The sequence below is a fragment of the Streptomyces sp. NPDC007162 genome (genome assembly GCF_040634175.1).
GTDB lineage: Bacteria > Actinomycetota > Actinomycetes > Streptomycetales > Streptomycetaceae > Streptomyces.
In genome coordinates this window covers 1-14,265 of sequence record NZ_JBEYFC010000209.1, presented here as the reverse complement: position 1 = coordinate 14,265, position 14,265 = coordinate 1, and the positions used below count along the sequence as shown (strand labels likewise).

Here is a 14,265-nt window from a genome sequence, read left to right as displayed (position 1 = left end):
GCTTGGCCTCCTCGCGGGTCATCGCGGGACCGGTCGTCATGTCGGAGGTATGGTGAGGTCCTCGATCGGCCACAGCCGTCCCGCAGTTCCCCTCGCCCCCGACCTCACCGGCCCACGGCTCCCGACGGAGTCGTCACCGCTTGCCGTTCTTCGGGTTCAGCAGGCCCGCGCGGCGCAGTGCGTCGGCCATCGCGCTGTTCGCCGGAGCCGGGGCCGCCGCCCCCTGCCGGGGTCCGCCGCCCTGACGGGAGCCGCCCCCCTGGCGCTGCTGCTGGCGCTGCTGCGGCGGACGCGCGCCGCCGCCCCGCTGCTGCCGGCGTTCACCACCGGCGGCCGGCGCCGCCTCGTCCTCAAGACGCAGCGTCAGCGAGATCCGCTTGCGCGGGATGTCCACGTCGAGAACCTTCACCTTGACGATGTCACCCGGCTTCACCACGTCCCGCGGGTCCTTGACGAACGTCTTGGACATCGCCGAGACATGCACCAGACCGTCCTGGTGCACACCGACGTCGACGAACGCGCCGAACGCCGCCACGTTCGTGACGACCCCTTCCAGGATCATCCCGGAGGCCAGGTCGGAGATCTTCTCGACGCCTTCCTTGAAGGTGGCCGTCTTGAAGGCCGGGCGCGGGTCACGCCCGGGCTTCTCCAGCTCCTTGAGGATGTCGGAGACCGTCGGCAGACCGAACGTGTCGTCCACGAAGTCCGTCGGCCGCAGCGAGCGCAGCACACCCGTGTTGCCGATGAGCGCGGCCACCTCCTGGCCGGACGTCTTCACCATGCGCCGTACGACGGGGTACGCCTCCGGGTGCACGCTCGACGCGTCCAGCGGGTCGTCGCCGCCGCGGATGCGCAGGAAGCCCGCGCACTGCTCGTAGGCCTTGGGGCCGAGCCGGGCCACGTTCTTCAGCTGCGAGCGGGAGGTGAACGGGCCGTTGGCGTCCCGGTGGGTCACGATGTTCTCGGCGAGCCCGGAGGTGATGCCGGAGACCCGCGCGAGCAGCGGCGCGGAGGCGGTGTTGACGTCCACACCGACACCGTTGACACAGTCCTCGACCACCGCGTCCAGTGAGCGCGACAGCTTCACCTCGGACAGGTCGTGCTGGTACTGGCCGACGCCGATCGACTTGGGGTCGATCTTCACCAGCTCGGCGAGCGGGTCCTGGAGTCGGCGCGCGATGGAGACCGCGCCGCGCAGCGACACGTCCATGTCGGGCAGCTCCTGCGAGGCGAACGCCGACGCCGAGTACACGGACGCCCCCGCCTCCGACACCATCACCTTGGTGAGCTCCAGCTCCGGGTGCCGGGTGATGAGTTCACCGGCGAGCTTGTCGGTCTCACGGGACGCCGTGCCGTTGCCGATCGCGACCAGCTCGACCGCGTGCTCCTTGGCGAGCCGGGCGAGCTTGGCGATCGCCTCGTCCCACTTGTTGGCCGGGACGTGCGGGTAGATGACGTCGGTGGCGACGACCTTGCCGGTGGCGTCGACCACGGCGACCTTCACGCCCGTGCGGAAACCGGGGTCCAGACCCAGCGTCGCGCGGGTACCCGCCGGGGCGGCCAGCAGCAGGTCGCGCAGGTTCGCCGCGAACACGTCGACCGCCTCGTCCTCGGCGGCCGTACGCAGCCGCAGCCGCAGGTCGATGCCGAGGTGGACGAGGATCCGGGTCCGCCAGGCCCAGCGGACCGTGTCCGACAGCCACTTGTCACCGGGCCGCCCCCGGTCGGCGATCCCGAACCTGTGGGCGACGATCCCCTCGAACGAGGACGGCCCCTCGGTCGGCTCCTCCGGCTCCAGGACGAGGTCGAGGACGTCCTCCTTCTCGCCGCGCAGCATCGCGAGGATCCGGTGCGAGGGCAGGTCGGTGAACGGCTCGGAGAAGTCGAAGTAGTCGGCGAACTTCGCGCCCGTCTCCTCCTTGCCGTCCCGCACCTTCGCGGCGAGCCGGCCGCGCACCCACATGCGTTCGCGCAGCTCGCCGATCAGGTCGGCGTCCTCCGAGAACCGCTCGGTGAGGATCGCGCGGGCCCCCTCCAGGGCGGCCTGGGGATCGGCGACGCCCTTGTCGGCGTCCACGAACGTGGCGGCCGCGGCGAGCGGTTCCACGGTCGGGTCGCCGAGCAGCCCCTCGGCCAGCGGCTCAAGACCGGCCTCCCGCGCGATCTGCGCCTTGGTCCGCCGCTTCGGCTTGTACGGCAGGTAGATGTCCTCCAGCCGCGCCTTGGTCTCGGCGCCCCGGATCTGCGCCTCCAGCCCGGCGGTGAGCTTGCCCTGCTCCCGCACCGACTCCAGGATTGCGGTGCGCCGCTCCTCCAGCTCCCGCAGGTAGCGCAGCCGCTCCTCGATCGTGCGCAGCTGCGCGTCGTCGAGCATCTCGGTCGCTTCCTTGCGGTAACGGGCGATGAAGGGCACCGTCGAACCGCCGTCGAGCAGCTCCACGGCAGCCTTGACCTGCCGCTCCCGTACGCCGAGTTCCTCGGCGATCCTGCCTTCGATGGACCCTGGAACCAGGGACCCGGGTGTCGTCACGATCCCGTACCGCCTTCTCCACTGAGGTTGCGCCGCAATTGTGGCAGGTGACACCGACAACCGGGCTCCAGGGCGCCATTCCGTCGTGTTCCCGCCCGCCGCGGCCGGGCCCCGGCAGCGCTTGACCCAGCCCTCCGTGATCACCCCTTGCCGATCAGATCCGCCGGAAAGGCGCCCGCCGCCACGGCCGCCGAGGCGAACCCGTGCGCCAGCTCGGTCAGCCGGGCCACCCCGTCCGCCCCCAGGTGCTCGTACGGCGCCCGGTCGAGCAGGTCCGTCTCCGCCTCGATCTCCGCCCGCAGGGCCACCCCCGCCGCGGTCAGCTCGCCCGCCGCGTCCAGCAGCCCGCGCTCCCGAAGCCGTTCCTCAGCCGCGCCCCAGTCGTCCCGGCTCCAGCCGCGCGTGGCGAACACCCACTTCGCCTGCATGCCCTTGCCGGTCGCGGTGTGCGTGACCACCGCCTCGAGACCGTCGAGACCGGCCGCGACCAGCGTCGCGATGTGCCCGTCGCCGCGGTGCTCACGCAGCAGCGTCGTCGCGTACCAGTAGGCGAGGTGCGGCTCCCCGGGCACCGGCAGGTCCGCGTGGGCCGAGTACAGCGGCCGCCCCGGGCGGGAGCACGCCTCGGTGGCCCGCAGCGCCAGCTCCGCCGCCTCGGCCATCGCGTCGCAGACCACCGCGTCCGCACCGAGCAGCCTCCGCATCGACGCGTCGACGGCACGCGCGCGTGCGGCGAGGACGTCGTGCGGGGAGGCGGCCTCCCAGACGGCCGGCACATGCCGGGCCACCAGCTCGTGCTTGTAGTTGTAGAACGTGGCCGTCACCGTCCCGGCCCCGACCGGTCCCAACGCGGCGGCGCGCACAGCGAAGTTGACGGCCCGCGGATGGTTGACCCCGAGCGCGGCCAGCTCCTCGGCCAGCTCGGGGCTGAAGAAGTGCGTCGCGTGCAGGGAGTTGAGCAGGGTGTGGCAGCGGCGGCCGGCGCGCGGCTCCAGGACGGCGGTAGTCATGGCGAGTACGTTACTGACTGGTCGGTACGGACTCCAGGGCTCGGACCGCCGTGGCAGGAAAGGTGGGGAACTCGTCATTGCGGCCATGACCGGCGGCCCCAAGAATCGACGGCATGGCGCAGCGAACCGTCCTCGTCCTCCTCTTCGACGGCGTCCTGGGCCTCGACGTCACCGGCCCCGTCGAGGTCTTCACGGGCGCCGAGACGCACACCCCGGGCAGCTACCGCGTCCGTACGGCCTCCCTCACCGGCGCACCCGTCCGCACCTCCAGCGGGCTCACCGTCGTACCGGACGGGGCGCTGGCCGAGGAGGCGCCCGGCCCGCACACGCTGCTCGTGCCCGGTGGGCAGGGGACCAGGCGCCGCGACCCGGAGCTGGTGGCGTGGCTGCGGGCGCACGGACCGCGTGCGCGGCGGCTCGTCTCCGTGTGCACCGGCGCGATCCTGCTCGCCGCGGCCGGGCTCCTGGACGGACACCGGGCGACCACCCACTGGGCGTACTGCGACAAGCTGGCCCGCGACCATCCCGCCGTCGACGTCGATCCCGATCCCATCTACGTCCGTGACGGCCACGTCGCCACCTCGGCCGGTGTCACCTCCGGCATCGACCTGGCGCTCGCCCTGGTCGAGGAGGACCTCGGCAGGGAGGTGGCGCTGACCGTCGCCCGGCACCTGGTGGTGTTCCTGCGCAGACCCGGCAACCAGGCCCAGTTCAGCGCCCAGCTCGCCGCGCAGACCGCACAGCGCGAACCGCTGCGGGAGGTGCAGCAGTGGGTTACGGAGCATCCGGCCGGCGACCTGAGCGTCGCGGCCCTGGCGGCCCGCGCCGCGCTCTCGCCCCGCCACTTCGCCCGCGCCTTCCAGGCCGAGACCGGCACGACACCCGGCCGGTACGTCGACCGGGTCCGGCTGGAACACGCCCGTCGGCTCCTGGAGGACACCGGCGACGGCGTCGAGGAGGTCTCCCGTGCCAGCGGCTACGGCACGCCCGAGGCGATGCGGCGCGCCTTTCTCAGGGCCCTCGGCACGACCCCCGCCGAGTACCGGCGCAGGTTCCGCCCCGCGGCCGTCGAACCCCGATAGGAGTGCCATGCAGATCGCGATCGTCCTCTTCGACCGCTTCACCGCCCTCGACGCCGTAGGACCCTACGAGACCCTGGGCCGGCTCCCGGACTCCGAGGTGGTCTTCGTCGCCGACCGGACCGGCCCCGTCCGCAGCGACAACGGGAGCCTCGCCCTCACCGCCGACCGGACCCTGCGAGACGTCCCGGCGCCGGACGTCGTGGTCGTCCCGGGCGGCCCGGGACAGACCCCGCAGATGGCGAACGAGACCCTCCTCGACTGGATCCGGACGGCCGACGCCACCAGCACCTGGACGACGTCCGTGTGCACCGGCTCCCTGCTGCTCGCCGCCGCGGGCCTGCTCGAAGGACGCCGCGCCACCTCGCACTGGTTGGCACTCGAGGAACTGCGGAGGTTCGGCGCCGAGCCGACGGGGGAGCGGGTGGTGACGGACGGCAAGTACGTCACCGCGGCCGGTGTCTCCTCCGGTGTCGACATGGGGCTCACCCTGGTCGGCCGGATCTCCGGGGACGCCGTCGCCCAGGCCGTACAGCTCGGGATCGAGTACGACCCGCAGCCGCCCTACGACGCCGGGTCCCCGCAGAAGGCGCCCGCCGAGGTCGTGGCGCTGCTCCGTTCGAGGAGCCGGTTCATCCTCGGCGGGGAAACGACCACGTGAACCGCGGCGGGCGGCGCTCCAGGAACGCGGCGACACCCTCCGCGGTGTCGCCGCTGCCGCGGGCCTGCTCCGCCCAGTGGGCGTCGCGGTCCGTGCGGCCGTTCGCGAACTCCTTCGCGGCGGCCTGCGTCAGCTGGGAGCGGGCGACCAGGACCCTGGTGAACTCGGCGACCCGCTTGTCCAGTTCGCCCTCCGGCAGCACCTCGTCCAGCAGGCCGGTGCGCAGTGCCCGCTCGGTGCCGACGAGCTCGCCCGAGAAGAGCAGGTACTTGGTGGTGGCCGGGCCGACGAGGGACACCAGACGGCGGGTGGCGGTGGCCGGGTAGACGATGCCGAGTCTGGCCGGTGTCACCCCGAACAGCGCGCCCTCCTCGGCGAACCGCAGGTCGCAGGCGGCGGCGAGCTGCGCGCCGCCGCCGACGCAGTGGCCGCGGATGGCGGCGAGGGTCGGCTTGGGGAACGCGGCGAGCGCCTCCTCGGCGGCGGCGGCGAGGGTCTGGGCCTCGGTGGCGGAGCCCTGGAGGGTGGAGATGTCGGCGCCGGCGCAGAAGGTGGCGCCTTCGCCGGTGAGGACCAGCGCCCGCACGGTGGGGTCGGCGGCGAGTTCCCCGAGCAGGGACGGGAGGGTCCGCCACATCGCCGCGGTCATCGCGTTGCGTTTGGCCGCGTTGCGTATCACTACGGTGGCAACGGCTTCTTCGACCCGGTGGGTGAGGCGGGGCTCCATAGTGCGGGATGGTATCCACGCGTCGCGCGGTTCCCCACGCGCCAGGGGTTGCAGTACAACCCTAATAGTTCGCGAAGTCGGCTTTTGGCGGGTCAGCAAGCGGTCCCACAACTGACGTTGTCATACGCCAACGGTCAGATCCGTTCGATAGTTGCTGACTTGTGTTCAGTCATCCGGAGGGGAGCGGGTCGTTACCAACACTCGACGTGTGGTGACAATCGAGCGCGAGGGTGGCGACCGGACGATGGAGAACCACGGGCGCGGGCACGACCCGCGTCCAGAGGCGGGCGGCGAGCCGCCGGATCCGCTGCCGTACGAAGGCGTCTGGCGGTTCACGGCCGCAGCCGTGGACGCCTCCGTCCCGCAGGCGCGCCGCGCCGTACGGGACCTGCTCCGGCGCCAGGGCGTCCCCGTCGCGGAGGACCTGGTGTACGGACTGTTGCTGATCGTCTCCGAACTGGTCACCAACGCGGTCAAGCACGCGGCGGTGCTGTCGCCGGTGCTGGCCGTCGAGGTCGCCGTCGGCGCCGAGTGGGTGCGGGTGTCGGTGGAGGACAGCCACCCCTACCGCCCGACCGCCCTGGAGGCCGACCACGGCCAGACCGGCGGCCGGGGGCTGCTGCTGGTCCGGGAGGTCGCCCGGGAGGCGGGCGGGGTCGTGGACGTGGAGCACACGTCGAGCGGCGGCAAGGTGATCTGGGCCGCCCTGCCGCTCAAACCCGCGATGCTGTCGTGACGAGGGGCCGGGTGAGGCCTCTCACCAGCCCGCGGACGCGCCCGTCAGCTCCCTGACCGCCGGACGTGCCGCGTCCAGCACGGTCATGAACCAGGCGGAGAAGGGCTCCTCGGCGTGCCGCTCGGCCAGCTCGGCGGCCGTCACGAAGGCGGTCGCCTCGACCTCCTCGGGGTCCGGCGTGAGCGGCGCCTGGACCATCCCGACGAACAGGTGGTTGAACTCCTGCTCGACCAGGCCGGAGGCCGGGTCCGGGTGGTTGTAGCGGACCGTGCCCGCCTCGGCGAGCAGCGACGGGGAGACGCCCAGCTCCTCGAAGGTGCGGCGGGCCGCCGCCGCGAAGGGCGCCTCACCGGGATAGGGGTGGCCGCAGCAGGTGTTGGACCACACGCCGGGGGAGTGGTACTTGCCCAGCGCCCGCTGCTGGAGCAGCAGCCTGCCGTGCTCGTCGAAGAGGAAGACGGAGAACGCCCGGTGCAGCTGTCCGGGCGGCTGGTGCGCGGCCAGCTTCTCCGCGGTGCCGATGGTCACACCCTTCTCGTCGACGAGTTCCAGCAAAATCGCGTCCGCGGTGCCTTGCGACGTGCTGTGCGTCGCGGTGGCAGGTGTGATCGGCATACCCATCCTTCGCCTCGGTCCTGGCACCCCAAGTCTGCCGTACGAAACCGACACTTCCGACACTTCCCGTGCGGGCACGCCGGAAGGGGGCCCGGTTGTTGATCGTGCCCTAAGCGTACGAACGGGAACCCTGCGGGCCCCACGGGGTACCTGTTCGGGGACGCCTCGAACACCAGGACCCCGGGGGGTCCGGACTGGCAGGTTCCGCAATCGCCGCCAGTGGCGTCAGTGGCAGAGCCGGGCCTCGTGCTCCGCGTGTCCGCTCGGTTCCAGCTGGAAGGTGCAGTGCTCCACGTCGAAGTGATGGCCGAGGCAGCCCTGCAGTTCGTGCAGCATCTTCTCGTGGCCGATGGCGTTCAGTACGTCCGAGCGGACGACCACGTGCGCCGACAGGACCGGCATGCCCGAGGTGATCGTCCAGGCGTGCAGGTCGTGGACGTCCTCCACCCCGTCGAGGGCCAGGATGTGCGACCGCACCTCCGCCATGTCCACGTCCTTCGGGGCGGACTCCAGCAGGACGTCCAGCGTCTCGCGCAGCAGCTTCAGGGTCCTCGGCACGATCATCACGCCGATGACCAGCGAGGCGATCGGGTCGGCCGCCTGCCAGCCGGTGGTCAGGATCACCGCGGCCGAGATCAGCACCGCGAGCGAGCCCAGCGCGTCGGCCGCCACCTCCAGGAAGGCGCCGCGCACGTTCAGGCTCTCCGACTGGCCGCGCACCAGCAGCGTGAGCGAGATCATGTTGGCGACCAGGCCGATCAGACCGAACACGATCATCTGGCCGCCGTGCGTGTCCGCGGGCGTCAGGAACCGCTGGACCGCCTCGTAGAGCACATAGCTGCCCACACCGAGCAGCAGCAGGCAGTTGGCCAGGGCGGCAAGGATCTCCGCGCGGGCCAGGCCGAAGGTACGGTTGGTAGTCGCCGGGCGGTTGGCGAAGTGGATCGCCAGCAGGGCCATGCCGAGGCCCAGTGCGTCGGTCGCCATGTGCGCCGCGTCCGCGATCAGCGCGAGCGAGTCGGCCACCAGACCGCCGAAGATCTCGACCACCATCACTCCGAGGGTGATGGCGAGCGCGACCCGGAGCCGCCCGCGGTACGCCGCCGCGGCCGTGCCGGTGGGCGGCGCGTGGCTGTGCGTGTGGCCGTGGTCGTGCCCTGCCCCCATGGGATCCGCCTCCTGTGTTGGGCCCGGATGACAGTGAACTACGGGTGGGGGGTATCCGGCAACGCGGCAGTGAACACCGTTGTCATGTGCCCTGACCTGCGGAAACGAATCCCAGGTCAGGGCACCCTCAGTTACCTGACGTGAGGGGGTGTGCATCCCGGGCGGTCGGTCCGCGGTGATCGTCGGCGGTGATCGTCCGTCCAGTCTCTATGTCGCCAATGCCCGGTCTGCGAGCGCGGTTTGTGGCCCGGGGCCCGGATCACGGATGATGATCTCGGCAAAGGCCGGGCCGGTGCGGGCCGTCCGGGCCGTGAACGGCCGGTGAACAAGGAATCCTCACCATCCGCTAACCTCTGCCGAATGCCGTCCGGGGGCCACCAGCCACACCGTGCCCCATCACGCAGCAGGCGCCCGCGCGCCGCACCCAGGGAGTGAGTTCGGTTGTCGACCGCCATCGTCACCGGTCAGCCGGTCCCCGGATCGTCACTGGAGAGCGATCTACGGGCACTCGGCTTCGAGGTGCGCCCGGCCGCCGACGCCGCCGACGCCGAGGCCGTCCTCGCGACCGTGCCCGCCGACCGGCGGGTGGCGGTGGTCGACGCCCGCTTCGTCGGCCACCCGCACGCCCTGCGCCTCGGTCTCACCGACCCGCGCTTCCCGCTCGCCGCGATCCCCGGTGCTGTCACCGCCCAGCCCGCCGCCCGTCAGGCCCTCACCCGGGCGCTGTCACGTGAGGCCTCGGCGGGCGGCGGCACCGTGCTCGCCGTCGACGGCCTCGTCACCGCCCTGGACGCCGACGTCCACCGCCCGGTACTGGGCAGCCTGGTCGCCGCCGTCCCCGCCGACCCGCAGGCCCGCAACGAGGCACGGCAGGCCGTCGCCGCCGTCGACGACGAGGCCGTACGCCTGAAGTCGGCCGTGAAGTCCCGCGACGGCTTCTTCACCACCTTCTTCATCAGCCCGTACTCCCGCTACCTCGCCCGCTGGTGCGCACGTCGGGGACTGACCCCCAACCAGGTCACCACCGCCTCCCTGCTCACCGCCCTGATCGCGGCGAGCTGCGCGGCCACCGGCACCCGGGCCGGGTTCGTGGCGGCGGGCGTCCTGCTCATCGCCTCCTTCGTGCTGGACTGCACCGACGGCCAGCTCGCCCGCTACTCCCTGCAGTACTCCACGCTCGGCGCCTGGCTCGACGCCACCTTCGACCGGGCCAAGGAGTACGCCTACTACGCCGGCCTCGCGCTGGGCGCGGCCCGCGGCGGCGACGACGTATGGGCCCTGGCCCTCGGCGCGATGATCCTGCAGACCTGCCGGCACGTGGTCGACTTCTCCTTCAACGAGGCCAACCACGACGCCACCGCCAACACCAGTCCCACCGCCGCCCTCTCCGACAGGCTCGACAGCGTCGGCTGGACGGTCTGGGTGCGCCGGATGATAGTCCTGCCCATCGGCGAACGGTGGGCACTCATAGCCGTCCTGACGGCGGCCACGACCCCGCGGATCACCTTCTACGTGCTGCTGGCCGGCTGCGCCCTCGCGGCGACGTACACCACGGCCGGGCGGGTGCTGCGGTCGCTGACGCGGAAGGCCAGGCGGACCGACCGGGCGGCGCAGGCGCTGGCGGACCTGGCGGACAACGGCCCGCTCGCCCGGCTCGCGGGCCGCCGCCCCTTCGGCCCCCCGCTCCTGGTGGCGCTGGGCGGCGCCGCCGTCCTCGCCGTCTGCCTCTTCTCCGGCGTCACCTGGGCCCCGGTCGTGGGCGCCCTCGTCTACGCCCTCACCTCCGGCCAGGCCCTCGCCCGCCCCCTCAAGGGCGCCCTCGACTGGCTGGTCCCGCCCCTCTTCCGCGCCGCCGAATACGGCACCGTCCTCGTCCTCGCAGGCAAAGCCGGGGTGAACGGAGCCCTTCCGGCGGCTTTCGGCCTGGTGGCCGCCGTCGCCTACCATCACTACGACACGGTGTACCGCATCCGCGGCGACGCCGGGGCGCCGCCGGCCTGGCTGGTACGCGCCATCGGGGGGCAGGAAGGGCGAACGCTGGCGGTCACCGTGCTTGCCGCGGTGCTCACCGCCGCGCAGTTCAAGGTCGCGCTCACGGTCCTCGCCGTGGCCGTGGCCCTGCTGGTGGTCGTCGAGAGCATCCGCTTCTGGGTGTCCGCTCACAAGGGCGGCGCGCCCGCCGTACACGATGAAGGAGAACCCGCATGATCGGCCTCGTGCTGGCGGCCGGCGCCGGACGGCGTCTGCGCCCCTACACCGACAGCCTGCCCAAGGCGCTGGTGCCGGTGGGGCCCGCGGGCATAGAGGACTCGATCACGGTGCTCGACCTGACCCTCGGCAACTTCGCCGAGATCGGCCTGACCGAGGTCGCGATCATCGTCGGCTACCGCAAGGAGGCCGTCTACGAGCGCAAGGCGGCCCTGGAGGCCAAGTACGGCCTCGAACTCACCCTCATCGACAACGACAAGGCCGAGGAGTGGAACAACGCCTACTCCCTGTGGTGCGGCCGTGACGCCCTCAAGGACGGCGTGATCCTCGCCAACGGCGACACCGTGCACCCGGTCTCCGTCGAGAAGACGCTGCTCGCCGCCCGCGGCGACGGCAAGCGGATCATCCTCGCCCTCGACACCGTGAAGTCCCTCGCGGACGAGGAGATGAAGGTCGTCGTCGACGCCGAGCGGGGCATGACGAAGATCACCAAGCTGATGGACCCGGCCGAGGCCACCGGCGAGTACATCGGCGTCACCCTCATCGAGGGCGACGCGGCACCCGAGCTCGCCGACGCGCTGAAGACGGTCTGGGAGACCGACCCCCAGCAGTTCTACGAGCACGGCTACCAGGAGCTGGTCAACCGCGGCTTCCGGATCGACGTCGCGCCGATCGGCGACGTCCGGTGGGTCGAGATCGACAACCACGAGGATCTCGCCCGGGGACGGGAGATCGCGTGCCAGTACTGACCCGGCTGATCCCCTCGCCGGTCGTCGTGGACATCCGCCCGGGTGCCCTCGACGACCTCGCCGGCGTGCTCGCCGACGAGCGCATCTCGCACTCCGGGCGGCTCGCCGTCGCCGTCAGCGGCGGTTCCGGCACGAAGCTGCGCGAGCGCATCTCGCCGAGCCTGCCCGGCGCCACCTGGTACGAGGTGGGCGGCGGCACCCTGGACGACGCCGTCCGGCTGGCCGGCGACATCAAGGCCGGCCGCTACGACGCGGTCGTCGGCCTCGGCGGCGGCAAGATCATCGACTGCGCCAAGTTCGCCGCGGCACGGGTCGGCCTGCCGCTGGTCGCCGTGCCGACGAACCTCGCGCACGACGGCCTGTGCTCGCCGGTCGCCACCCTCGACAACGACGCGGGCCGCGGCTCCTACGGCGTGCCGAACCCGATCGCGGTCGTCATCGACCTCGACGTCATCCGGGAGGCCCCGGCGCGTTTCGTGCGTTCCGGCATCGGCGACGCCGTCTCCAACATCTCGGCGATCGCGGACTGGGAGCTGTCCCACCGCGTCAACGGCGAGAAGATCGACGGGCTGGCGGCCGCCATGGCCCGGCAGGCCGGCGAGGCGGTGCTCCGCCACCCCGGCGGCATCGGGGAGAACGACTTCCTCCAGGTGCTCGCCGAGGCGCTGGTGCTCAGCGGGATCGCCATGTCGGTGTCGGGCGACTCCCGCCCCTCCTCCGGCGCCTGCCACGAGATCAACCACGCCTTCGACCTGCTGTTCCCGAGGCGTGCCGCAAGCCATGGCGAGCAGTGCGGGCTCGGCGCGGCCTTCGCGATGTACCTGCGCGGAGCCCACGAGCAGTCCGTGTACATGGCCGAAGTGCTGCGCCGGCACGGACTGCCGGTGCTGCCGGAGGAGATCGGCTTCACCGTGGACGAGTTCGTCCGGGCCGTGGAGTTCGCTCCGGAGACCAGGCCCGGCCGTTACACCATCCTCGAACACCTCGACCTCAAGACCCACCAGATCAAGGACTTCTACGTCGACTATGTCAAGGCCATCGGTAGCTGAACTCCGTCCGGTCGTGCACCCCGCTGGGGTCAAGGACCGGCGCAGCGGTGAGCACTGGATGGGACGCCTCTACATGCGTGAGGTGTCCCTGCGGGTGGACCGCTACCTGGTGAACACCAGGGTCACACCCAACCAGCTCACGTACCTGATGACCGTCTTCGGCGTCCTCGCGTGCCCGGCCCTGCTGGTGCCGGGCGTCTGGGGCGCCGTGCTCGGCGTGGTGTGCGTCCAGATGTACCTGCTCCTCGACTGCGTCGACGGCGAGGTCGCGCGCTGGAAGCAGCAGTACTCGCTCGGCGGGGTCTACCTCGACCGGGTGGGGGCGTACCTGACCGACGCGGCCGTCCTGGTCGGACTCGGGCTGCGCGCCGCCGACCTGTTCGGCAGCGGCCGTATCGACTGGCTGTGGGCCTTCCTCGGCACGCTGGGCGCGCTCGGCGCGATCCTCATCAAGGCGGAGACCGACCTCGTCGGAGTCGCCCGGCACCAGGCCGGGCTGCCGGTGGTCAAGGAGGCCGCCGCCGAGATGCGCTCCTCCGGGATGGCGCTGGCCCGCCGGGCCGCCGCCGCGTTCAAGTTCCACCGGTTGATCCTCGGCATCGAGGCCTCGCTGCTGATCCTGCTGCTCGCCGTCGCCGACCACTTCCACGGCGACCTGTTCTGGACCCGCCTCGGCACTGCCGTGCTGGCCGGCATCGCGGTGCTGCAGACCCTGTTGCACCTGGTGTCCGTCCTCGCGTCGAGCAGGCTGCGGTGAGCGCCGGGATGAAGGTCGGCGCGGTCGTCATCACGATGGGCAACCGCCCCGACGAACTGCGCGCCCTCCTCGACTCGATCGCCAAGCAGAACGGCGAGCGGGTCGAGGTGGTCGTCGTCGGCAACGGCTCGCCCGTCCCGGACGTCCCCGAGGGGGTCCGCACCCTGGAGCTGCCCGAGAACCTCGGCATCCCCGGCGGACGCAACGTCGGCATAGAAGCCTTCGGCCCCAGCGGCCGCGATGTCGACATATTGCTCTTCCTCGACGACGACGGCCTGCTCCCCGAGCACGACACCGCCGAGCTGTGCCGACAGGCCTTCGCCACCGACCCGAAGCTCGGCATCATCAGCTTCCGCATCGCCGACCCGGACACCGGGGAGACCCAGCGCCGGCACGTGCCGCGGCTGCGGGCCTCCGACCCCATGCGCTCCTCCCGGGTCACCACCTTCCTCGGCGGTGCCAACGCCGTCCGTACCCAGGTCCTCGCCGAGGTCGGCGGCCTGCCGGACGAGTTCTTCTACGCCCATGAGGAGACCGACCTGGCCTGGCGCGCCCTGGACGCCGGCTGGATGATCGACTACCGCTCGGACATGGTGCTGTTCCACCCGACGACCGCCCCCTCCCGGCACGCGGTCTACCACCGGATGGTCGCCCGCAACCGGGTGTGGCTGGCCCGCCGCAACCTGCCCGCGCCGCTGGTCCCCGTCTACCTCGGGGTGTGGCTGCTGCTGACCCTGCTGCGCCGCCCGTCCCGCCCGGCCCTGCACGCCTGGTTCGCCGGCTTCCGGGAGGGCTGGACCACTCCCTGCGGACCCCGCCGCCCCATGCGCTGGCGGACCGTGTGGAAGCTCACGCGACTGGGCCGCCCCCCGGTGATCTGACAAGCTCGGAGGTGTGCGGCCTGGTCGGCCGCCCCCTCGGGGCCAGCTGGGCGGGGTGGCGTTGACGTCACGCCGGAAGGCGATCCGGACACCTTC

13 protein-coding genes are annotated in these 14,265 nt (G+C 72.0%); 8 read left to right on the top strand and 5 right to left on the bottom strand.

The window, feature by feature from the left end; genetic code table 11:
• Nucleotides 1–133: 133 nt before the first annotated feature.
• Nucleotides 134–2,530, bottom strand: a complete 2,397-nt coding sequence (locus ABZ646_RS24000; protein ID WP_360522422.1) for a Tex family protein — start codon at nt 2,528–2,530, stop codon at nt 134–136.
• Between the two features lie 140 nt (nt 2,531–2,670).
• Entirely contained in the window at nt 2,671–3,540 is an 870-nt protein-coding gene (locus ABZ646_RS23995) for a hypothetical protein (protein ID WP_360522419.1), read from the bottom strand.
• A gap of 113 nt (nt 3,541–3,653) precedes the next feature.
• On the opposite strand from ABZ646_RS23995, the gene ABZ646_RS23990 reads away from it, so the two are divergent.
• Together ABZ646_RS23990 and ABZ646_RS23985 are read left to right on the top strand one after the other, a co-directional pair.
• Nucleotides 3,654–4,622, top strand: a complete 969-nt coding sequence (locus tag ABZ646_RS23990) for a DJ-1/PfpI family protein (protein WP_360522416.1) — start codon at nt 3,654–3,656, stop codon at nt 4,620–4,622.
• Between the two features lie 7 nt (nt 4,623–4,629).
• Nucleotides 4,630–5,280, top strand: coding sequence for a DJ-1/PfpI family protein (locus ABZ646_RS23985; protein WP_360522413.1), 651 nt, complete (start codon nt 4,630–4,632; stop codon nt 5,278–5,280).
• Here the strand turns inward: ABZ646_RS23985 and ABZ646_RS23980 are convergent.
• Nucleotides 5,252–6,007: an enoyl-CoA hydratase/isomerase family protein gene (locus tag ABZ646_RS23980; RefSeq protein ID WP_360522410.1), complete on the bottom strand. Its 756-nt coding sequence runs from the start codon at nt 6,005–6,007 to the stop codon at nt 5,252–5,254. The genes ABZ646_RS23985 and ABZ646_RS23980 overlap by 29 nt on opposite strands.
• A 244-nt stretch (nt 6,008–6,251) precedes the next feature.
• On the opposite strand from ABZ646_RS23980, the gene ABZ646_RS23975 reads away from it, so the two are divergent.
• A complete protein-coding gene (locus ABZ646_RS23975) occupies nt 6,252–6,743 on the top strand; it encodes an ATP-binding protein (protein ID WP_360522425.1) in 492 nt (163 codons plus the stop codon).
• A 21-nt stretch (nt 6,744–6,764) separates the two neighbouring features.
• Here ABZ646_RS23975 and idi read toward each other — a convergent pair whose 3' ends face one another.
• Both idi and ABZ646_RS23965 read right to left on the bottom strand, forming a co-directional pair.
• Entirely contained in the window at nt 6,765–7,358 is a 594-nt protein-coding gene (gene idi, locus ABZ646_RS23970; RefSeq protein ID WP_360522407.1) for an isopentenyl-diphosphate Delta-isomerase, read from the bottom strand.
• Nucleotides 7,359–7,583: 225 nt separating this feature from the next.
• Nucleotides 7,584–8,525 (bottom strand): cation diffusion facilitator family transporter, encoded by a 942-nt coding sequence (locus tag ABZ646_RS23965; protein ID WP_360522404.1) that lies wholly within the window; start codon nt 8,523–8,525, stop codon nt 7,584–7,586.
• Nucleotides 8,526–8,966: 441 nt separating this feature from the next.
• Between ABZ646_RS23965 and ABZ646_RS23960 the strand changes: the two genes are divergently transcribed.
• Genes ABZ646_RS23960 through ABZ646_RS23940 form a run of 5 tightly spaced genes read left to right on the top strand, consistent with a single transcriptional unit; the run spans nt 8,967 to nt 14,169 of the window.
• Complete coding sequence (locus ABZ646_RS23960; protein WP_360522401.1) at nt 8,967–10,733, top strand: DUF5941 domain-containing protein; 1,767 nt, start codon at nt 8,967–8,969, stop codon at nt 10,731–10,733.
• Nucleotides 10,730–11,482, top strand: coding sequence for a phosphocholine cytidylyltransferase family protein (locus ABZ646_RS23955; RefSeq protein WP_360522398.1), 753 nt, complete (start codon nt 10,730–10,732; stop codon nt 11,480–11,482). Before ABZ646_RS23960 ends, ABZ646_RS23955 begins: the two co-directional genes overlap by 4 nt.
• Nucleotides 11,470–12,531: an iron-containing alcohol dehydrogenase family protein gene (locus ABZ646_RS23950; RefSeq protein ID WP_360522395.1), complete on the top strand. Its 1,062-nt coding sequence runs from the start codon at nt 11,470–11,472 to the stop codon at nt 12,529–12,531. The genes ABZ646_RS23955 and ABZ646_RS23950 overlap by 13 nt, the downstream gene beginning before the upstream one ends.
• Nucleotides 12,532–12,544: 13 nt before the next feature.
• Complete coding sequence (locus ABZ646_RS23945; protein WP_132887271.1) at nt 12,545–13,288, top strand: CDP-alcohol phosphatidyltransferase family protein; 744 nt, start codon at nt 12,545–12,547, stop codon at nt 13,286–13,288.
• On the top strand, nt 13,285–14,169 hold the full coding sequence (locus tag ABZ646_RS23940) for a glycosyltransferase (RefSeq protein ID WP_360522392.1): 885 nt from the start codon (nt 13,285–13,287) through the stop codon (nt 14,167–14,169). The genes ABZ646_RS23945 and ABZ646_RS23940 overlap by 4 nt, the downstream gene beginning before the upstream one ends.
• Nucleotides 14,170–14,265: the final 96 nt, after the last annotated feature.

Excerpts from the sequence above, each read along its gene's own strand:
- ABZ646_RS23965 (WP_360522404.1), bottom strand. The coding sequence starts at position 8,525 with ATGGGGGCAGGGCACGACCACGGCCACACGCACAGCCACGCGCCGCCC.
- idi (WP_360522407.1), bottom strand. The coding sequence starts at position 7,358 with ATGCCGATCACACCTGCCACCGCGACGCACAGCACGTCGCAAGGCACC.
- ABZ646_RS23995 (WP_360522419.1), bottom strand. The coding sequence starts at position 3,540 with ATGACTACCGCCGTCCTGGAGCCGCGCGCCGGCCGCCGCTGCCACACC.
- ABZ646_RS23975 (WP_360522425.1), top strand. The coding sequence starts at position 6,252 with ATGGAGAACCACGGGCGCGGGCACGACCCGCGTCCAGAGGCGGGCGGC.
- ABZ646_RS23955 (WP_360522398.1), top strand. The coding sequence starts at position 10,730 with ATGATCGGCCTCGTGCTGGCGGCCGGCGCCGGACGGCGTCTGCGCCCC.
- ABZ646_RS23985 (WP_360522413.1), top strand. The coding sequence starts at position 4,630 with ATGCAGATCGCGATCGTCCTCTTCGACCGCTTCACCGCCCTCGACGCC.
- ABZ646_RS23990 (WP_360522416.1), top strand. The coding sequence starts at position 3,654 with ATGGCGCAGCGAACCGTCCTCGTCCTCCTCTTCGACGGCGTCCTGGGC.
- ABZ646_RS23980 (WP_360522410.1), bottom strand. The coding sequence starts at position 6,007 with ATGGAGCCCCGCCTCACCCACCGGGTCGAAGAAGCCGTTGCCACCGTA.